Raw genomic sequence first — 19,494 nt, forward strand, 5'->3', positions numbered from 1 at the left:
AACAGACTAACCTGACCGATATGTCCCAACGTCCGTGTCACGCGCCGCGGGTCAAATGCCGCTGACAGGTCATGAGGGTTGCGTCGATGTCCACTAAAGATTTGCAGGCCGAAAAGGCGTTCCTCTTCTTCGAGCGCAAGCACTGCGATCTGCCCTACTACAGGCCCGCGCCAGAGGGTTTCAGCATGGTTGGCTGGCTCATTGTGCTGGCCGCCGTCGCGGTCTCCTTCCTCGTTCTGAACATCGTGCAACAGCGGTTTCATAGCGGGTTCGCGGGCTTCCTCCCGCCCGTACTCTTTGTGCTCATCCCGCTCGCGGCTGTTGCCACCGTCGCCGGAGCGAAAGCGCCGTCTGCCTTGTTCAAACCGGTTGGCCTCAGGGATATCGGGTTGATCGTTTTGTTCTTCGTCCTGAACGCGATTGTGACGCTCATCCTGGGCGCGATCATGAACAGCGCGTTTCACACAGCTGCGAACCCCGCCACGGATATGGTGGCCACGGCGTCCCGAGCGGATCAGATCCTGTTCTTCCTCTGGAGCGCCGTCCAGCTTCTGGGCGAAGAGATTTTCACCATTCTGATTTTCCTCGGCGCCATGGCGGGTCTGAATCGAGTGATGCCGCGCAAGCTGGCCCTTTGCCTCGCCGTGTTGTTGGCCGCGATCATTTTCGGGCTGATCCATCTGCCCACATATCAGGGCAACCTGATCCAGGCCGCCGCGCTGGTCCCGGTCAGGATCGTTCTGCTGATGCCCTACCTCATCACCCGCAACATCTGGACATCGACCGGAACCCACATCCTCAACGACTGGTCGATCTTCGGACTGGCAGCATTCGGCGCGACGCATGCTGGCTGATCCCTATCCAAAGGAGGAACCCCCGATGACACTGCGATCCCTCTCAATCTTGGCCTGCCTTGCGCTGAGCCCCGCCGCGGGACTGGCCCAGGATGGTCCCGCCTTCGACTGCGCGAAGGCCCAAAGTTCTGCCGAGAAGCTGGTCTGCGACGACGACGCTCTGGCCGCGCTGGACCGCCGTCTTGCCGACCGTTTCGCTGCCGCGGTCGACGTTGCCAAGGGTCTGGATGCTGGGGCCGAGGAGGCGACCGACACGCTGCGCGCCATGCAACGCGGCTGGATCTCGGGCCGGGACGAATGCTGGAAAGAGCCCGATCTGCGTGTTTGCGTCGAGACCGAGTATCTTCAGCGCGAGGCCGAACTGGTCGCCGAATTCATGCTGGAACCGCCGTCCGAGACAGTCGAGCTGACCTGCGGGCCACGCGCCCTGACCGCGATGACCTTCGCAACCGATCTGCCCGGCCTTCGGGTCGAGGAAGGCGATAGCGTCTACATTGGCGCGCAGCTCGCGATGAACAGTCCGGGCACCTACTACATGCGCAGCGCCGGTGGCCTTGTGATGGATGGTGACACCACGAGTGTCAGCGACGCCTACGGCGAAGAACATGCCTGCCAGCCTCGATGACCCGATCCGACGACATGGCGACGTGATCGTCGCCGAACCTTTTGGAGACAAGATAATGAATTTTCGCACCAAGATGATACCGCCACGCCTGAAGACGGCCATTGCCGGCACCGCCTTCGCCCTTGCCGCATGTTTTGCAGCCATGCCCGGCCCGGCGCAGGCCCAGATGGGGCCAGACTACTGGCAGGTGACAGGGGTTGCCTCGAACGATCACCTGAACATCCGCAGCGGTCCCGGAACCTCGAACCGCGTCGTGGCGCTCGCCCCGAATGGCGCGGTCTTTCGCAACCTTGGCTGCCGGGGCGAAGGCAACGCCCGGTGGTGCCATCTTGAAACGCCGGACGGCAGCACCTCGGGCTGGGCTGCGGGACGGTTCCTGCAAGAATCCGGCGCGCCGAGCCACGGCAGCGGCTCGGGCCAGTCGGACGTGCCCGAGCTGTACGAACGCCAGACCGGCGAGATCGAGGTGCGTTTCGCCCAAGGCTGCACGGTGCTTTACAACCCGATGGGCCGGGTCATCACGGCGGGCAGTTCCTGCTCGGGCACACAGCGTAACCGGGCCCACGACGCGGTCGAGGCGCATATGCGGGAACAGGGGAACCACGCCGATCACTCCGGTGGTGGTTCGGTGGCGTCGGCCGATGTGAACATCTCGGGCAAGGGGACGATCTATGGCGGCGGTGCCCTGAACGGGCGCATCTTCGGGCACAAGGAAGGCGCCTATGCGCTGGCAATCACAGGCGGTGTGACCTGCACGGGTCTTCTTCGCCATGCACCCGGCACGGTCCGGAGCGAGGCCGTGAGCGTCCACTGCACAGACGGGGCCAGCGGCCTGGCCACCCTTGTCCGGAACCGCAGCGGCAACGGCAGCACCCTGACGATGACCCTGACCAACGGCACCGGGGGATATGTCATGTTCTGAACGTCGCAGGGTCATGAACCTCGTCCCGTTCCCCGTCCGGGGGCGGGTTGACCCTGCCCGTGCCGCCCGGTGCCGTCATTTGATGGCACCGGGCCCCCGACTGACTGAAACGCCGCCTGACCAAGGAGCCAGCCCATGTCGCCAGACCAGATCATCCCGGTCCTCATCGCACTCATGACCGGAGCAACGGAGCCCGCCTTCGACGTGTTGCGCGATGGCGGCCATGACAGCCGTTACCCGATCACGATCGAAACCTGCCCGCGCCCTCTGGGTCCTATGGAAGTCGAGGGGCAGACAGTGATCTGTGGCCGCATCGAGGTGCCGGAGGATTACGCGGCGACCGGCGGCGCGACGATCCCGCTGGCCTTCGCGGTCCTGAAGTCCCGCTCGACCGCGCCGGCGCCGGACCCGGTCATCTATCTGCACGGGGGCCCCGGCGGCTACACCGTGCAGGCGATCCCGCTAAACGCGCATATCTTCGACTTCCTGCGCGACCGGCGGGACATCATCCTGTTCGACCAGCGTGGGGCGGGCATCTCGGACCGCACCATCGCCTGCTACAGCGAACTCGCGGCGGACTTCGTCCAGTTCACCAAGGCCGACGAGGAGAAGATGTTCGGCCCTGACGACCCGCTTGCGAAATGCCTGACAGAGACCACGGCCACCGGCGTCGACCTGTCGCTGTATAACACGACCCAAAGCGCCCGCGACGTGCGCGCGATCATGGATACGCTCGGCTATCCGACCTATAACGCATTCGGCATCTCCTACGGCACCAAGCTGGGACAGGAACTGCTGCGCACAGCGCCCGAAGGGCTGCGCAGCCTTGTGATCGACAGCATCAGCCGCGTTGACAACGCGGCCTACGACACGAACGGGATGCCTGCGGATCAGGCGCTTGGCTGGGTGGTCGACTATTGCATGGCGGAGGAGGCCTGCGCCGCAGCTTATCCCGATCTGGAGGAGACCATCGCCGCCGCAGGCCGTCGGCTGGCGGAAGACCCCAAGCTGACCGTGATGGGCGAAGAGGTCGGGCCGGAGCTGATCGCTGACCTTCTGGATGCCAGCAATGGCCGGAATATGCCCTTCACCGCCTATCTGCCGCAGGTCTTCACCGAACTATCCGAGGGGCAGACAGCGACTTTGCAAAAGCTGCTGGCCGGCGACTTCAACTTCATCCCGACGCCCGAGGCGATCATTGCCCGCTATGGAGCGGGCCTCGGCGATCTGGACCGCACCATCGCCGAGGTTGCCCTGATCGAGGCCACGCAGATCACCAGCGCCCAGTCGGCCCTCGCCAAGCTGCTGTCGACCCTGTCGGACGATCTGGCCAGCTCGGGTGCGCTGAATACCGAGGCGCTGCTGGATGACGCGCTGTCCTCCGTCGCCGCCACTATGGAGTCGGACGACGTGCTGGCCATGATGCGGGACTACGTGATGTTCATCGGCCAACAGCCCGACCGCGCGGCCATCGAAACGCTTATTGCGACCCATGTGCCGGAGGTCGAAAAACCACGCCTCCTCGGCCTGGTCGCGGCAATGACGGAGGAAGACGTGGACGCCTTCTACCAGCGGGCCCGGGTCGATTCCGCCAATCTGACCTCGCGGTCGCGGATGACCTTCACGCTTGGGATCATCGCCTGCCAAGAGGACTTCCCGTTCAATTCGCCCGAGGGCTACGACGCGGTGGCGGCAAACTATCGCTTCCCCGCCGTCGATCCGGGCGTGCGGAAATCGACCCTGCCTCTCTATGGGTTCTGCGACCTGTTCGACAAACACCCGCGCGACGGCTTTCACGACCCGGTGGTCAGCGACATTCCGGTGCTCGCTATGTCCGGCACCAAGGACACGCAGACCGACCCGGAGGCCGCCGAAAAGGTTGTGCGCACCCTGGCCAACGGACAGGCCGTGCTGTTCCCCGAAGCAGGTCACGCCGTGATCCAGTTCTCGCAATGCGCCAAGGACGTGGCCGTGGGGTTCATCGAGGATCCCTCAGCCCCCGTGAACGCGGCCTGCACCGCCAATTTGATACCCAAATTCTATATTGCGCCCCCAAATCAATAGACCCGATTACAGAAGCACCCCATGTCGCCCGAGCAAATCGTTGCCCTCATTGCTGCCTTGGCGGCTGAACCGGACCCGAACGCCTTTGCCTCGCTGAAAGCCGGGGGCGCAAACCCCGACTACCCGGTCACCGTCACCCCCTGCGCCCGGCCCGTCGCCCCGACCGAGATCGATGGCCAAACCGTAATCTGCGGCACGGTCGAAGTGCCCTTCGACCATCGCGCGCCGGAGGGTGCCAGGATCAATATCGCCTTCAACCTCTACAAGGCGCATTCGCTGTCCCCCCAGCCCGACCCGGTGATCTACCTGCACGGTGGCCCCGGCAGCGGCACGGTCATCCACGTGGCCAAGACCATCAGCTATTTCGAACACCTACGGGGGCGGCGCGACATCATCGCCATCGACGAACGCGGCGTGGATTCCAGCGCGCCCGAGATGGATTGCTATTCGACCCTCGGCGAACAGCTCGGCCCGGTGGTCGAGAAGAAGGCCGGCACGGATGTCCCGTCCCTGTCGCTCGACTTCATCAAGGGGTGCCTCGACGAGCTGGAGTCCAAGGGCATCGACTATTCGCTCATCAACACCGAGCAGAATGCGATGGACGTGCCGGCCGTGATGTCGGCCCTAGGCTACGACAGCTACAACATCTACGGCGTCTCCTACGGCACCAAGCTGACGATGGAGATTCTGCGACAGGATCCGCCCGGCATCCGCGCGGCAGTGATCGACGGCAACGCCCCGCCCTGGCTGCCGCTTTATTCGATGTTCTGGGAGTCGCATTCCACGCCGATCCGCAAGACGCTCGAGCCCTGCGAACGCGACCCGGTATGCAATGCAGCCTATCCCGACATCATCTCGCGGACCTTCGCACTGATCGACAAGCTGGACAGCGAACCGGTGCAAGGTCCAAACGGCAAGGTTGGCCTCGAGGAGGTATTTTTCACCTTCGACAACCGGGTCGACATGACGGGCAAGTACGAGCCCCTGTCTCCCTACATGCCCCTGATGATCGACCAGCTCGAGAAGGGCGACACCACGATATACGACCGGATCGCCGCAGGTGAGCTGCCACCGAAACCGGCCACCGCCGATGACGACACCGTCCGCGCTGCCGCGCAGGCGGCAGGCCTGAGCGCCTCGGACATGGTTCTTGTCGATGCGATGCTGTCCGCCGCCAACCATATCCGGACTGCGGGGGACACCGTGACGCGCACCGCGCAAGCGTTGGAAGCCGGCCTCGATTCCGAGGCCCGCAACATGGACCTGGCCGAAATCTTCGACGACCAGCTCGCGCAGGCCATCCAGTCTCTGGAGGAAGCCGAGGCGCGGCTTGCGGCCGGGCGCGACTATCTCGATCTGCGGTTCGTCACACCCTCGGTCGATCCGCTGATCACTTTGGCCAACGCCCATTTCGAGGAAAAAACCGCCAGCGCCATTGTCGCCCTTGCCCGGCAGCTGGACCCCGGCGAAGTGGCGCGGGTCTTCGACCTGATCCGGATCGACAATCAGGCCACGGTCAAAGACGTGGAAGGCGATCTGCAACTCATGCTCTACGCCTGCCAGGAGGACTTTGCGAACGGGTGGAACTCGCCCGAAAAGTTTCGCGAACTCATGGTCGCCGAAGGGTCCTGGGGACCGGTCATGCAGGACATTCTGGTCGGCGGGCTGGCTGCCTACTTCGTTGAACCCTGCGCCCTGTTCAAGAAACACCCGCGCGAGAACTGGACGAGCGTCGGATCCTCGGACCTGCCGGTGCTGTCGATGAACGGGGAACTCGACACCCAGACTGCCGCGGTCTGGGGAGCCCTTTCGGTTCAGAACTACAGCAACGCCCAGATGGTCATAGTCCCTGAATCCGGTCACGGCACGATCCAGTTCAGCCAGTGCGCCAGGGACATCACGGCCGCTTTCATCGAGGACCCGGAGGGCAATCTCGATACCTCATGCGTGGAGGACCTGCGCCTGCCGGTAATGTTGCCGGACGGCACGATGCATCCGTTGCCCTATTGATTGATCATCTGCCGATTATGACGCGTGCTTTGCGAAGTCCGTAACCGGGTCAGCTGACAGCCCGTCCTGCCGAAAATCGCCGCCGGGCATGGTTCCGGGAAAGAGCATGAACGAAGGTGCTGCGGTTCACAAAACGCCGTTCACGGCTCCCGGCACCGCGCCGCCTGCGGAAGACGTCGCGGGCGCGACGATTTGGGTCGCTGGGGTGATCGTTGGCGTTTTTCCAATTTTCCACGGCCATGCACATGGGGCGGAACTGCCCGAGGCGTTCAGAGCCTACGGCTATGCTGTCGGTTTTTGTCGTCGGCACGGGCCTCTTGCTGACCCTGTGGCACCTGGAGGGCATGGTGAAGGCCTGACCCTCTCTGATCGCATCCCACGTCGTGGGGTTTGGGATCGCGCCCATAGTCGGAACCTGGGCGATCCCCGCCCTCGTCGGCGCCGGATGCGTCACCGGCGCCGTGGCGGCGGTTCTGCCGCATCCATCCAGGCCAGTCGCCCTGGCGCTGAATACCACGGTCGGCCTGCTGACGATGCTGGTCAGCCTTGAAGGGCACCAATGGTTCGAACTCTCCCTGCCGATCTACCTCGGTATTTTCGCTGCGGCGAGTGTCGCCGTTACCGCCGGTGCCGGGGTTGCGCGGCTCGTGATCGAACGTGTGCCACGCCCCTGGGTACGCATCGCAATCAGGATTGCGGCATTCTGGCTGGCTGCCATGCAGATGCTCATGATTGCGTTCCCGATTGCACCTTCGACTTAACGTAAAATTTTTTTCGGGTGGTGTGCATCCAAACTGAGTCCTGCCCGAGTCCTTAACCGTATCGAGGCTGCGGATGATCCGTGGCCGTGCATCTGAGAGGACACTTTTCATGACCAAGACGCTGACCGCACTGACCGCTGCCGCCCTGATGATCCCTGCCACCGGCGCCTTCGCGCAGGACACTTTGATGGCCATCGGCCTGTCGGGTGACAAAATGCTGCACAAGATCGACGCTTCGACCGCGACCGTGACCGAGTCGATGGAAGTCCAAGGTGTCAACCGTCTGCTCGGCATCGACTTGCGCCCCTCGAATGGCCAGTTGATCGGCGTGACCGACACCTTCGACATCGTCGAGATCGACCCGAATACCGGCACGGCGACCGTGATCTCGAAAATGGACACCGAACTGCCGATCATGGACGGCGCCCCGGTGATCGTCGATTTCAACCCGATGGCAGACAAGCTGCGCTTTATGTCCGGCACCACCAACCACCGCGTCGACATCGAATCCGGTGCCGTGACGGTCGATGGCTCGCTGGCCTTCGAAGAGACTGACATGCATGCGGGCGAAGCCCCGGCAATCGCGGCGGCGGCCTACATCAACTCCTACGGCAAGCCCGAGAAAACCGCGATGTTCGACATCGACAGCAGCATTGTCGCGTTGATCCAGCAGACATCGCCGAACGACGGCACGCTGGCCGCGGTCGGCAAGCTGGGGATCGATGGCGCCGATAGCTATGCATTCGACATCGCAACCGACGCCGAGGGCACCAACACCGCATGGCTCGCCGCAGGCGGTATGCTGCACACCGTGTCGCTGGAAGACGGTTCTGTCCAGGAAAGCTGGGAAATCATGGAAGCCGGTGACGCGATCCTGCGCGACATCACCTTCATGACGGCAATGTGATCCCAGAATCGCAACAGGCTGGCGCGGTGTTCGACACGCGCCAGCCAAGCCCGGACTGTCGGGTGAGAGATTTGCCAGGCACCCGCGACCCGCTGGTCAACCGCTCCCAAGGTTTGACAGAGATAACAACCAATCGTAGCCCTTGTGCAAGGGCGGCGCCGGGGTGGAACCGCGAGCATCGGGCAGACCAGACCTTGACAAAAGCCGTGACAGATCACGCGACATTGCTGAAATCCTGCGCAGGCGGTGACCGGGCCGCGCTGCATGCCTTGATGGAAGCCGAGGGCGGGCGCATGCTCGGAGTTGCGCGGCGTATGCTGCGCCGTGTCGATCTGGCCGAGGATGCGGTGCAGGAGGCGCTGGTATTGATTTGGCGCAGGGCGCATCAGTTCGACCCCGAGCGGGGCAGCGCCAGAGGTTGGGTTTACACCATCCTCCGCAACCGCTGTCTGACCTTGCTGCGCCGCGAAGACCGAGAGGTTGCAACAGAACCCGAGGCCTTCGACCGGGCCGCCGACGGAGCCGTTGTGAATCAGGCCTTCGATCGGCTGGGCACAACCTCGGACCTGCGCCGCTGCCTTGAAGGGCTGGACAAACAGACGCGGCAGGCGATCCTGTCGTCCTACGTTCTGGGCCACAGTCACGGAGAGATCGCAGGGCGGATGGAGGCGCCCCTGGGATCGGTCAAATCATGGGTCCGACGCGGGCTTGGTAAGCTGAGGGCGTGTCTGTCATGACGGATAGAACTCTGGACATCCTGATCGACGAAGTCGTGCTGGGACTGGCCGATGACGCCGATGTTGCGCGCGTCGAGGACATGGCTGCCCGAGACCCGGCCATTGCATCCCGGCTTGAACGCGCCCGCGCCCGCTTTGCCCCGCTTGACGACACAGCCGACGAGCTTGCCCTGCCCGACGGTTTCTGGTCGCGGGTCGAAGGTGATCTGGATGCAGGCGGCATCGAAGCTGCGCCGACCTCGGCCGAAGTCGTCGATTTGTCCGCCGTACGCAGGGCCATGACCCGCTGGCGCGGAGCGGCGCTTGGCAGCATCGCGGCGGCGATCCTGCTGGCCATGACCCTTGGGTGGTCGGTGATGACCACGGCCGAACCCTCGGTGATTGCGGTCTTGTTGAACGACAATGGTGAGGCCATCGCAGTGGTCGAAGGCCGCCCCGACAACACCACGCTGGTCACCTTGCTGGAACAGGCCCAGGTGCCGTCCGAGCGGGTGATGCAGGTCTGGACGAAACCGGACGAAGATGGCCCGCCCGTGTCACTTGGCCTTCTTGCCTCGGGCCGCTCCGAAACATTGGTGATCGAAGGTCTGCCCGCTCCGAACCCGCAACAGCTTTACGAGATCACGGTCGAGCCTGCGGGCGGATCGCCGACCAACCTGCCGACTGGCCCGATCCTGGGCAAGGGACTGGCCAAGCAGCCGGTGATCTGACCGCAGGTGGCAGCCGCCCCACGCGATGCGGCGCGGCCTTCGGCTGTTTGCGACTGGAGGGCGGGCAGGTGGAAGGCCATTCACACGCGGGATTTGTGCCGCCACAGGTCCGTCGGCGCTAAGGGCGACACCTCCCTCATCTGGCTCAACCTGCGCTCATGCGTCGGATCTTCGCAACCGCGCGGTCCAGGTCTTCCTGATATCCAATCGGCTCGAAGAACCTGCCCCGGCTGTCGAACAGCAGGATGCTGGCCGAATGATCCATCGTATATCCGCCATCTTCCAGCGGGATTTTTCGGGCATAGATTCGGAAGGCCGTGATCGCCTTGTCGATCTCTTCGCGCGTTCCCGATACGCCCTGAACGCCCGGCGCCCAGCCGACATAGTCGCGCAGCTGGTCAACCGTGTCGCGCTCCGGATCGCCGGTCGCGAAAAAGACGCGGATCTGCTCGTCCCCAAGTTCCTGCTGAAACGCGGCGATGTCGCCAAGGCTGGTCGGACAGACTTCGGGGCAATGGGTGAAGCCGAAGAAAACGGCGAGCGGGCTGCCTTTCAAGGTCGCTTCGGTGAACGCCTCACCATCGGTGGTCGTCAGGTGATAGTCGCCTGGGCCGATCATGTCGGACAGCCCGGCCTCGAACTTCGGTCCGATCACACGAACCCAGGCCACGGCCATGAGGGCCAACAATGCCAGCCCCCATAAACCACCGATGACCAGATGCTTGCGCTGAATAGTCATGGTGCGCTCAGTTCTTCATGTCGTGGCTGCCGTGATCCATGGACCCATGGACATGACACTTGGCATTCATCCTGCCGATTATCAGCGGAACCTCGACCTCGCCGACCGTGACGGCATCCATGGCATGATCCGCCTTGGCACCATGTCCGTAACCGTGCCCTTTGCCACCCGCGACAACCGTGACCTTCGGCGCCGGGTTCGGAACGTCATGCGAACCACCGGTGTCGGTCCAGTCGGCCATGCCATGTGCGCAGGTCTGGAGGGCCGGAAAATACAGCACGGTCCCGGGCGCGACATCCGGGCCGAAGGTGCCTCGGACCGTAAATTCGTCATACCAGGCATCCGGCAGATCGCCGCCGGACCATGTGACCTCGCGCAGGCCTTCGGTCATTTCGGTGCCATGGTTGTTGTAGCGCGTGGCATAGACGCCGGTCTTGGTCGTCAGCTTCCACCCGGCCCTGGGCATCGGCTTGGCGGCATAAAACCCTTCGGGCAGCGTGATGTGAACGGTGTGGGTCTCCAACAAGATGCGCGCGCGGACGCATCGCATCCTGAGCGAATAGGCGGCCCGTGGGGCCGCGGATCTGACAGGGACGGCCCGCAGAGGGCCAGCGATCAGATCACGGTCGGAGGAGCACTTGGAGAGCGGCCATGATCCCGCGCCTGCGCGGTGCGATGCAGATCATTCGCCTGAGTCCAGGCTGCAAACGGCAAAAGCACAGAAGTGATTTCGGCCGGAGCCGGAACAGGCGTGTCCGGGACAAGGTGACAAAAGGGGCAGTGATGATCGTGGGCGCTCTCGCCCCCACAGACATCATCCAGGCTCATGCCCATCAGGGTAATATGGGCCTCGGCCGCATCTACGCGATCCGGCGCCATCATGGCCGCAGACACAGCGCTTCCCACAATCAGGAGAATCGCAGCAGCAATGCTAATCAGTCGATGCCGCAACAGATCGGTCATGGTGTGTGCCGGTTTGCGCGCCAAACCTGCACGTCAGGCATCCCGTACACGCCGCCGCCTCGTCCCGCCGGACAGAAGGATAATGCAGAACGCCCCTTCGGCCACGATGGTCACTCCATAGGCGGGCATGAAGGCGTCGACCGCGGCAGGTGCAAAGACCCTCAGTGAACTGCCGATGAGGTAAACGATCCCCGCTGCAATGATTCCGGCTCCGATGATGCGCGGGATCAGGTGTGAGACCCAGATCAGTACGCCAGTCAGCAGGCAGTTGATCGCAAAGAAGACGAGCCCGAGGTCGTAGCCGTGGGCATGCAGAGTCAGCGCATGAAGCGCCATCGCCTCTGCCTGTTGCTTGGCAAGCTCGGGCGCGCCCGTGATCAGAAGCAGCGCGGATTGCATGTGCATCAGGTTGATGGCGATCATCACAGACTGGATCAGCCGGAACACCATCGCAGTCAACGCCATAACCGGCGCGACCGGATAGAAGATGACGTAGAGCAGAATGGCCAGCGCCGCATCCGCCGCTGCCATGACGATATCCGCCGCGATCGCCAGCCGGAACGTGCCGACGGCATTTTGTATTGCGCTTGCGGTGGCGGCTGGGTCGTCGAAGTCTACAAGCGGACCACGCGCTAGCACTTCCGCACCAAGGCCACAGACGATGATTACCAGGTAGAGCAGACCGGCGAGGCGGAGGGTGGCGGGCGAGCGGCTGGAAAACGTCATGAATGGGTCTCCTCTTGGTACCTGCGACGGTCCACCAATGCATCCAATGTTATCGGCGCCCCAGCAAAGCGCAAAGTCCGGCAAGGCTGGGCCGCCTCCCGAACACTGGTTGTCGGGGCCAAGCATCGGCTGCCTTTTCCGTCAGGTTGGCCGACAAAAGCCGAAGCCTGTTTCCAAAAATCATGTCCAGCGAGAAGGCGATCGGCAGGGCGATCGGAAAGCTCTGTCCCCACACCTGCAGCCACGGGACCGAAGCTCCGAATTCCAGAAGGCTGAATACACCCGAAAGAGCCGTCGACATGAAAGTTGACATAACCAGAGAGCCTTAAAGACGTTGAAGGTGGCTATGGTCGATCATCTCGAGCGACGTCCAACTTGGCCAGAGTTTCGGCTGCGGCCGTCAACTCCGCCAAGGCGTTCGGCTCTCCGTGCTGGTCCGCGGTACTCGCGCCGCGGGGGGCTTGGGTTTGAAGTTGGTCCGGAACGGTCATGTTCGCTTCCTTGTGCTGAACATAAGCCTATGATCGGAACGCCTTTGGCGAAATCTGTTGGTTTCGGAACCCATCGTTCTGTAAATGGAACGAAATGGGGTTACGAAATGACCGGGCAATGGACCTGAACCAGGCCTAATACCTGGTACATGTCGTGGAAGGAATGGCTATTCGCACTTGGCATCCCCAAGTCCCGTCTGAGCAGGCAAGTGAAGACGCTTGAAGAGGTTCTTGGAAATCAGCTCCTGAACCGGGGTTCAAGACACATGGCGCTGACCGCAGCAGGCGAGGCCTTTATTCGTCATGCCCGCATGGCGCTGGACTGCATGGTGGCTGCCGAAGCGGCCGCTGCCGAGGGACCCGGCGCAATCGCACTGCCAGCCTATGTCTGCGGTGCGAACAGGATGGAAGGGCCGATGACAAGCGCGATGAGGCCGGAAAGGCCAAGCGCGATCTTTTCGAACATGGTGGCTCTCATGTCATGATCCCTTCGTCAGGTGCTGTCAGTCCGCGCTTTTCCAGGCACCGGTTCGGGCGGCCTCAAGGGCGAAATCGGCAAAGTCGCGGGGCGGGCGACCAAGCGCGCGCATCACGCCGTCTGTGGTGTGGGCGTTGCGCCCATCCAGCGTTTCGCGCGCGATGGCAGTAAAGACATCGGCGACGAAGCTGCCGCCCGCCTGCGCAATATTTGCGTGAAATTCCTCGAAGCTGATCGGGAGATGCCGGATATCGCGGCCGGTGGCCTGCGACAGCTCGTCCGCCATGTCCGCGAAGGTCATCAGCCGCGGGCCGGTCACCTCGTAAAGCGCGCCTCGGTGCCCTTCTTCGGTCAGCGCCGCGACCACGACATCAGCGATGTCGTCGATGTCGATGATGGGTTCAACGACATGCCCTCCGGGCATCGGAAGAACGCCGCCCAGGACCGGATCACGCAGGTAACCTTCGGAAAAGTTTTGCGCGAACCACGCAGCCCGAACAATGGTGAAGTCGATGTTTGAATTGCGCACCACCTCCTCGCCCAGCCGGGCATGGTGTTCGCCGCGACCTGAAAGCAGCACAAGATGCCCGACCCCCATATCGCTGGCGGTGTCGCAAAGGGACCCGAGCTTTTCCACAGCCCCGGGAAAGGCAAGGTCGGGGAAGTAGGTGACATAGGCTGCTCGGGCTCCGCGCAGGGCCGGTGCCCAGGTATCGGGCGCCTCCCAGTCGAAAGGCGTGGCGGACCTGCGCGAGCCGCGGCGCACAGGCAGGCCCCGCGCTTCGAGGCCGTCGGCAACGCGGCAGCCGGTTTTTCCGGTCGCGCCGATAACGAGGATCGGTTGGTCTTGCATCGGGTTCTCTCCTTGGCTTCAGTTTCGGTGGCCAAGGGATAGGCGCGCCCGGGCAGCGCGGTATTGACCAGCCTTGCCAGCTTTTTGACCGACCTCGCCAATTCATCCATCAGCCGCGGAGCAGGCCTTTACGATAGGTCGCCGGAGTCGTGCCCACCCAGCGCTTGAACGCACGGGTAAAAGCGCTTTGCTCGGAAAACCCGGTGAGGAACGCGATCTCGGCCAGTGAATGGCTTTCGTCGCGCAAAAGCCCCTCGGCAAGGTCGCGACGGGTGTCCTCGGTGAGGCTCTGGAAGCTCATCCCGTGATCCGAAAGACGCCGGTGGAAGGACCGTGCGCTCAGCCCGAGACTGCGGGCGATCTCAGCCAGCTTCGGCGTGCCTTCGCTGAGCGACTGGGCAATCGCGGCCTGAGCCTGGGTGACAAGCGCAGGCTCTCTGGTAATCTCGGACAATTCCGCGTCGAGATGTGTAGCGAGGTATTGCGAAATGCCCTCGTCCCCAAGGATGTTTGGCCGGGTCAGCGTCTCGTTGGAATAAAGGATCGCGTCGAGGTGGGCGCCGAATCGCACCGGGCAGCCGAAGTATTTCTCGTGCGCAAGGACCGAGCGTGGCGCGGGATGCCGAACCAGAACCTCCACTGGCGCAAGCCGCTCCGGGCAAACCTGCCGCGCGATGGACACGGCGCTGGCCAGCGTGGCCTCGTTCGACAGCCGCATCCCGAGGCGCCGTTCACCCGCGCGATGCAGGATGAAATGCGTGCCCCCCGTCGCCGGGCGCAGCTCGTATTCGACGACGCTGCTCCAGAGACGTGCGTAGCGTTCAACTCGCGCACAAGAGGCCCCAAGTGTCGTCGCGGCCTTGAAGGCCAGCCCGAGCGCACCGTATTCGTCGAGCCGCATTGAGGCGCCCGTGCGCAATGGCAGATCGGTCACATCAATCTGCGCGGCGATCCTCTCGAGCATGTCATAGTACCGCTCGGCTGGAATCATCTGACCGGGATCCCAGGGCGCAGCGGGGGCGATCCCGACACTGTCCAGCAATGCCGCAGCATCGACGCCACCGCCCGCCGCGGCGACCACCTTTCGCGCGAAGAGCGATGTCACATAGCCCATGCCGTCATTCTACGCTGCACTTGGTAATCAGCCAAGCGCGGGGTGGAACCCGGCGCGGGGCAGACCGGATTTCCGATTAACGATAGAATTTAAATCCGACCTGTACGTGCAGCGATCTTTCGATCTCCACCCGCAATTGACCTGAGAGACAGCAGCGCGATGCCGGTTACCCGCATAGACCGGCGCTTGTACCAGACGCATGCGCGCGCCGCACACGAATTATGGGTAACTTTCCGAAACTCGGAAAGTATCCAACGGAGCAAACCTGTTAGGACCGCGCACAACTATGCGCGATCCTACAAACCGTCAGAAATCCAGGTTTTCCACGTTCAGTGCATTCTGCTGGATGAATTCGCGGCGAGGTTCCACCACATCGCCCATCAGTTTGGTGAACAGGTCATCGGCTTCGACCATGTCGTCGACTTTCACTTGCAACAGGGTGCGAGCGTCCGGGTCGAGTGTGGTTTCCCACAGCTGGTCGGGGTTCATTTCACCCAGGCCCTTGTAGCGTTGCAGGCTCAGGCCCTTGGCGCCCTCTTCCAGGATCGCGGCCAGCAGGCCGAGCGGGCCGTGGATCACCTGACGCCGGTCGCGGCGTTCCAGTGTGGCGGCGACGCCGTACACATCCATCAGGCTTTGGGTGAAGCTGCCGGTCTTGCGGGCCTCGCCCGAGCGCAGCATCGGGCCGTCCAAGGTGCGCACCTCTTCCACGCCGCGCAGGATGCGGGCCAGGCGGATGCCGTGATCTTGCGTGATCCGGCCCTGCCAGCCACGTTCGTATTCGACGGCGATCAGGTCAAGCCGCTGCGCCACCTTGTCGGCCACGCCTTGCAGGTCGGAATCCACCGCACCCGGCACAAAGGCCCCGGCGATGGCGGCCTGTTCCAGAATGTGACGCGGGTAATGCGTCGGGAAGGCATCCAGCACACGTTTCAGCTGCCGTGCCTCTTCCACCACGCGGGTCAGATCCTGCCCGCTGATTTCCTCGCCCGAGCCCAGCCGCAGAACCGCGCCATCGACACCCTGGTTGATCAGGTATTCGTCGAACGCCGCCTGATCCTTGAGGTAGACCTCGGACTTGCCGCGCGACACCTTATACAGCGGCGGCTGCGCGATATAGAGATACCCGCCCTCGATCAGCTCGGGCATCTGGCGATAGAAAAAAGTCAGCAGCAGCGTGCGGATGTGCGCGCCGTCCACGTCGGCATCGGTCATGATGACGATTTTGTGGTAGCGCAGCTTCTTGATGTCGAATTCGTCGCGCCCGATGCCGGTGCCCAGCGCCATCACAAGGTTGCCGATTTCCTGGCTGCTCAACATCCGGTCGAACCGCGCGCGTTCCACGTTCAGGATTTTCCCGCGCAAAGGCAGAACCGCCTGTGTGCGCCGGTCACGTCCCGTCTGGGCCGACCCACCGGCGCTGTCGCCCTCGACAAGGAACACCTCGGTCTGCGCCGGGTCTTTTTCCGAACAATCCTTTAGCTTGCCGGCCAGAAAATTCACGTCCATCGCCGTCTTGCGGCGCGTCAGTTCGCGCGCCTTGCGCGCCGCCTCGCGGGCCAGCGCCGCCTCGATAATCTTGCCGACGATCATCTTGGCCTCGTTCGGGTTTTCCTCGAACCACTCGGCCAGCTTTTCGTTGACCAGCGATTCCACCGCCGGGCGGACTTCGGAGCTGACCAGCTTGTCCTTGGTCTGCGAGCTGAACTTGGGGTCGGGCACCTTGACCGACAAAACGCAGGTCAGCCCCTCGCGTGCATCATCGCCGGTAAAGCTGACCTTCTCGCGCTTGGCGATGCCGCTGGACTGGGCGTAGTTGTTGATGGTCCGCGTCAGCGCACCGCGAAAGCCCGCCATATGGGTGCCGCCATCGCGCTGCGGGATGTTGTTGGTAAAGGGCAGCACCGTTTCGTGGTAGGTATCATTCCACCACATCGCGACTTCAACGCCGATGTCGTCGCGTTCACCGGTCATGAAGATCGGCTCCGCCATCGCCGGGGTCTTCGACCGGTCGAGGTATTTCACAAATTCCTTCACGCCGCCTTCGTAATACAGCTCGGCGCGCAGCGCCTCGGCGGGGCGTTCGTCGATCAGGATGATCCGCACGCCCGAGTTCAGGAACGCCAGCTCACGCAGGCGCTTTTCCAGCGTGTGGAAATCGTATTCGAGGTTCGAGAACGTGTCGGTTGATGCAAGGAACCGTACTTCGGTGCCGGTCTTGCCCTCAGAGTCGCCGACAATTTTCAGGTGTTCGGCGGTTTCGCCATGTTCAAAGCGGGCATAGTGTTCCTTGCCATCGCGCCAGATGCGAAGCTCCAGCCAGACAGACAGCGCGTTCACCACCGACACGCCCACGCCGTGCAACCCGCCCGACACCTTGTAGGAGTTGCTGTCGAACTTCCCACCTGCGTGCAGCTGGGTCATGATGACCTCGGCCGCCGAAACGCCTTCTTCTTCGTGGATGCCAACCGGAATACCGCGCCCGTTGTCATGGACCGATACGCTCGAATCCGCGTGGATCTTGACGGTCACGGCATCGGCGTGACCGGCCAGCGCCTCGTCGATGCCGTTGTCCACGACCTCGTACACCATGTGGTGCAGGCCAGACCCATCGTCGGTGTCACCGATGTACATGCCCGGCCGTTTCCTTACGGCCTCCAACCCCTTGAGAACCTTGATGGAATTTGCGCCGTATTCTTCAGGAGTCGCCATGCTTTCGGACATCCGAAAATCCTTCTTTTCTTTTGTCCGTTAGATACTGTTTTTTGGGGGGGTTGTCACGCACCTGCCCCATATTTTGTGCTAAAGCAGAGGGATCAGCACCCCGACCACAATCAGCAGCCCGCCGGACACAAGGTTCAGCCGCCGCACGCCACCCGGCGAGGCGATAAAGCGGCGCATCTTGTCGATGACGAGGGCGAAAAACAGGTTCCCCACCAACGGCATCAGCGCCGACAACCCGACGATCACGGCAATATCCATGCCCGAGATCCGGCGCAGGTCAAAAAACCCCGGCAGCACGCTCATGTAGAACAGGATCGCTTTGGGATTGCCAAGGATCACCGCTACCCCGGCCGCAAACCCCGCCAGCCGCCCGGGCCGTGTCAGCCGCGCATCGGTCGCGATGGGCCGGTCGGCATTGCGCACCAGCATCACGCCCATGACAAGGAAGATCGCCGCCGCAACCCAGCGCAGCAGCGACATCAGCCATGTCACTTCCTGCACCAGCCACGAAACGCCCATGATCGCGATAAAGGGCCACATCATGTCGCCCACCACCACGCCCAGCGCCAAGGGCCACGCCCCGGCAAAGCCGCCCGAAACGGTACGCGCCACCAAAGCCAGCCACACCGGCCCCGGCGTCAGGAACAGCGCCAGCAGCGCCCCGGCATAGAGCGCCAGATCGACAAACCCGATCGTCATGCCAGGCGCACCCGGCTTTCACCGCCGGTTTCCGTCACTTCCAGCATCTGCGCCCGCTCTCCCAATTCGGCAAACAATTCCGGCCCGGTTCCCGTCATCCAGGCCTGCGCACCCAACGCGCAAATCTCGTCATAAAGCGCCGCCCGTCGCCCCGCGTCCAGATGCGCGGCCACCTCGTCCAGCAACAGCAGCGGCGCCTGCCCGATCCGCGTCTGCAAGGCCCGCGCATTGGCAAGGATCAGCGACACCAGCAGCGCCTTCTGCTCGCCGGTCGAACAATCGCGCGCGGGCACGCCCTTGTCGGCATACACCCCGTACAGATCGCTGCGATGCGGCCCGACCAGCGTGCGACCCGCGCTCAGGTCGCGAAACCGGCTCTCGGCCAGCGCCTCGCGGAGATCACCTTCGGTCTCGGGCATCTCGCCCTCGGTCTGCACCAGCTCCAGCGCGGCAGCGGGAAAGGCCGTCTGCGCGCCCTCCTGCGCCGCGGCCAGCTCGGCCAGCGCCGCCCGCCGCGCCACGTCGATGCGATGCCCCGCCTCGGCCATCTGCCGCTCCAGCGCGCCATACCAATGGGCGTCACGCACCATGTCCTTCAACAGCCGGTTGCGCTCGCGCATCGCTTTTTCATAGGCCAGCGAAGCTTCGGCATGACCGGGGTCGAAACTCAGCACCATCCGGTCCAGAAACCGCCGCCGCCCGTCCGCACCTTCGATCCACAGCCGGTCCATCGCAGGCACCAGCCACAACACCCGCACCAGCGCGCCCAGCGCCACCTGGCTCGCGGCTTTGCCGTCAATCGTCACCTGCCGCGCCGCGCCACCTTCGGAAAACGTCTCGATCTCGCGCGGGGCGCCCTGCCCCGACACCACCGCCGACAGCTTCCAGCCCAGCGCCTCGGGCCGGCGCGTCATCTCGGCCGCGCTCGCCCGGCGCAACCCCCGCCCCGGCGAAAACAACGAGACCGCCTCAAGGATATTGGTCTTGCCCGCGCCATTCGGCCCGAACAGCGCCACAGGCCGCGCGTCCACCTCCATCCGCACCACGCGATGCGACCGGAAATGCGACATCATCAGCGATTGCAGAGCAATCGTCATGCCCCAAAGTCAGCCAGAAC

20 protein-coding genes and 1 pseudogene are annotated in these 19,494 nt (G+C 63.3%); 11 read left to right on the forward strand and 10 right to left on the reverse strand.

Annotated elements, in window-relative coordinates; genetic code table 11:
* Positions 1–71 precede the first annotated feature (71 nt).
* From FGK64_RS17945 to FGK64_RS17990, 10 genes and pseudogenes are all read left to right on the forward strand, one after another.
* A complete protein-coding gene (locus FGK64_RS17945; protein WP_246057814.1) occupies positions 72–854 on the forward strand; it encodes a CPBP family glutamic-type intramembrane protease in 783 nt (260 codons plus the stop codon).
* A gap of 25 nt (positions 855–879) precedes the next feature.
* Positions 880–1,479, forward strand: a complete 600-nt coding sequence (locus FGK64_RS17950) for a lysozyme inhibitor LprI family protein (protein WP_138865227.1) — start codon at positions 880–882, stop codon at positions 1,477–1,479.
* A complete protein-coding gene (locus FGK64_RS17955) occupies positions 1,460–2,401 on the forward strand; it encodes an SH3 domain-containing protein (RefSeq protein WP_246057815.1) in 942 nt (313 codons plus the stop codon). Before FGK64_RS17950 ends, FGK64_RS17955 begins: the two co-directional genes overlap by 20 nt.
* A 135-nt stretch (positions 2,402–2,536) precedes the next feature.
* On the forward strand, positions 2,537–4,465 hold the full coding sequence (locus FGK64_RS17960; protein WP_138865228.1) for an alpha/beta fold hydrolase: 1,929 nt from the start codon (positions 2,537–2,539) through the stop codon (positions 4,463–4,465).
* Positions 4,466–4,486: 21 nt separating this feature from the next.
* Positions 4,487–6,475, forward strand: a complete 1,989-nt coding sequence (locus FGK64_RS17965) for an alpha/beta fold hydrolase (RefSeq protein WP_138865229.1) — start codon at positions 4,487–4,489, stop codon at positions 6,473–6,475.
* Positions 6,476–6,581: 106 nt separating this feature from the next.
* Positions 6,582–6,722: pseudogene (locus tag FGK64_RS22610) on the forward strand (hypothetical protein); the annotation flags it as partial.
* Positions 6,723–6,858: 136 nt separating this feature from the next.
* Positions 6,859–7,236, forward strand: a complete 378-nt coding sequence (locus tag FGK64_RS17975; protein ID WP_138865230.1) for a hypothetical protein — start codon at positions 6,859–6,861, stop codon at positions 7,234–7,236.
* A gap of 109 nt (positions 7,237–7,345) precedes the next feature.
* The gene (locus FGK64_RS17980) at positions 7,346–8,143 is read left to right on the forward strand and encodes a DUF4394 domain-containing protein (protein WP_138865231.1); all 798 of its coding nucleotides are present in this window, start codon (positions 7,346–7,348) and stop codon (positions 8,141–8,143) included.
* Positions 8,144–8,415: 272 nt separating this feature from the next.
* Positions 8,416–8,880 (forward strand): sigma-70 family RNA polymerase sigma factor, encoded by a 465-nt coding sequence (locus FGK64_RS17985; RefSeq protein ID WP_171054142.1) that lies wholly within the window; start codon positions 8,416–8,418, stop codon positions 8,878–8,880.
* Complete coding sequence (locus FGK64_RS17990; protein ID WP_138865233.1) at positions 8,877–9,590, forward strand: anti-sigma factor; 714 nt, start codon at positions 8,877–8,879, stop codon at positions 9,588–9,590. The genes FGK64_RS17985 and FGK64_RS17990 overlap by 4 nt, the downstream gene beginning before the upstream one ends.
* Before the next feature lie 145 nt (positions 9,591–9,735).
* Here the strand turns inward: FGK64_RS17990 and FGK64_RS17995 are convergent, their stop codons facing one another.
* The 5 genes from FGK64_RS17995 to FGK64_RS22835 are packed head-to-tail and all read right to left on the reverse strand — an operon-like array spanning position 9,736 to position 12,331.
* Complete coding sequence (locus tag FGK64_RS17995) at positions 9,736–10,329, reverse strand: SCO family protein (protein WP_138865234.1); 594 nt, start codon at positions 10,327–10,329, stop codon at positions 9,736–9,738.
* 7 nt (positions 10,330–10,336) lie between these two features.
* A complete protein-coding gene (locus FGK64_RS18000; RefSeq protein ID WP_342773970.1) occupies positions 10,337–10,948 on the reverse strand; it encodes a YcnI family protein in 612 nt (203 codons plus the stop codon).
* On the reverse strand, positions 10,945–11,292 hold the full coding sequence (locus FGK64_RS18005) for a hypothetical protein (protein ID WP_138865236.1): 348 nt from the start codon (positions 11,290–11,292) through the stop codon (positions 10,945–10,947). The genes FGK64_RS18000 and FGK64_RS18005 overlap by 4 nt, the downstream gene beginning before the upstream one ends.
* A 33-nt stretch (positions 11,293–11,325) precedes the next feature.
* Positions 11,326–12,018 (reverse strand): DUF4386 domain-containing protein, encoded by a 693-nt coding sequence (locus FGK64_RS18010; protein WP_138865237.1) that lies wholly within the window; start codon positions 12,016–12,018, stop codon positions 11,326–11,328.
* A gap of 49 nt (positions 12,019–12,067) precedes the next feature.
* Positions 12,068–12,331 carry a DUF2798 domain-containing protein gene (locus tag FGK64_RS22835; RefSeq protein ID WP_138865238.1) on the reverse strand — a complete coding sequence of 88 codons (264 nt, stop codon included), beginning with the start codon at positions 12,329–12,331 and terminating at the stop codon, positions 12,068–12,070.
* Positions 12,332–12,658: 327 nt separating this feature from the next.
* Between FGK64_RS22835 and FGK64_RS18020 the strand changes: the two genes are divergently transcribed.
* Positions 12,659–12,994: a LysR family transcriptional regulator gene (locus tag FGK64_RS18020; protein ID WP_138865239.1), complete on the forward strand. Its 336-nt coding sequence runs from the start codon at positions 12,659–12,661 to the stop codon at positions 12,992–12,994.
* An 18-nt stretch (positions 12,995–13,012) separates the two neighbouring features.
* Here the strand turns inward: FGK64_RS18020 and FGK64_RS18025 are convergent, their stop codons facing one another.
* The 5 genes from FGK64_RS18025 to recF all read right to left on the reverse strand — a co-directional run bounded on the left by FGK64_RS18025 (position 13,013) and on the right by recF (position 19,474).
* Positions 13,013–13,840: a Rossmann-fold NAD(P)-binding domain-containing protein gene (locus FGK64_RS18025; RefSeq protein ID WP_138865240.1), complete on the reverse strand. Its 828-nt coding sequence runs from the start codon at positions 13,838–13,840 to the stop codon at positions 13,013–13,015.
* 109 nt (positions 13,841–13,949) lie between these two features.
* On the reverse strand, positions 13,950–14,954 hold the full coding sequence (locus tag FGK64_RS18030; protein ID WP_138865241.1) for an AraC family transcriptional regulator: 1,005 nt from the start codon (positions 14,952–14,954) through the stop codon (positions 13,950–13,952).
* Between the two features lie 306 nt (positions 14,955–15,260).
* Complete coding sequence (gene gyrB, locus FGK64_RS18035; RefSeq protein ID WP_138865242.1) at positions 15,261–17,678, reverse strand: DNA topoisomerase (ATP-hydrolyzing) subunit B; 2,418 nt, start codon at positions 17,676–17,678, stop codon at positions 15,261–15,263.
* 78 nt (positions 17,679–17,756) lie between these two features.
* Positions 17,757–18,377 carry a LysE family translocator gene (locus tag FGK64_RS18040; protein ID WP_138865243.1) on the reverse strand — a complete coding sequence of 207 codons (621 nt, stop codon included), beginning with the start codon at positions 18,375–18,377 and terminating at the stop codon, positions 17,757–17,759.
* Positions 18,374–19,474 (reverse strand): DNA replication/repair protein RecF, encoded by a 1,101-nt coding sequence (gene recF / locus FGK64_RS18045; protein WP_138865244.1) that lies wholly within the window; start codon positions 19,472–19,474, stop codon positions 18,374–18,376. Before recF ends, FGK64_RS18040 begins: the two co-directional genes overlap by 4 nt.
* Positions 19,475–19,494: the final 20 nt, after the last annotated feature.

This window comes from Arenibacterium halophilum (genome assembly GCF_005938225.1).
GTDB classification, from domain to species: domain Bacteria; phylum Pseudomonadota; class Alphaproteobacteria; order Rhodobacterales; family Rhodobacteraceae; genus Arenibacterium; species Arenibacterium halophilum.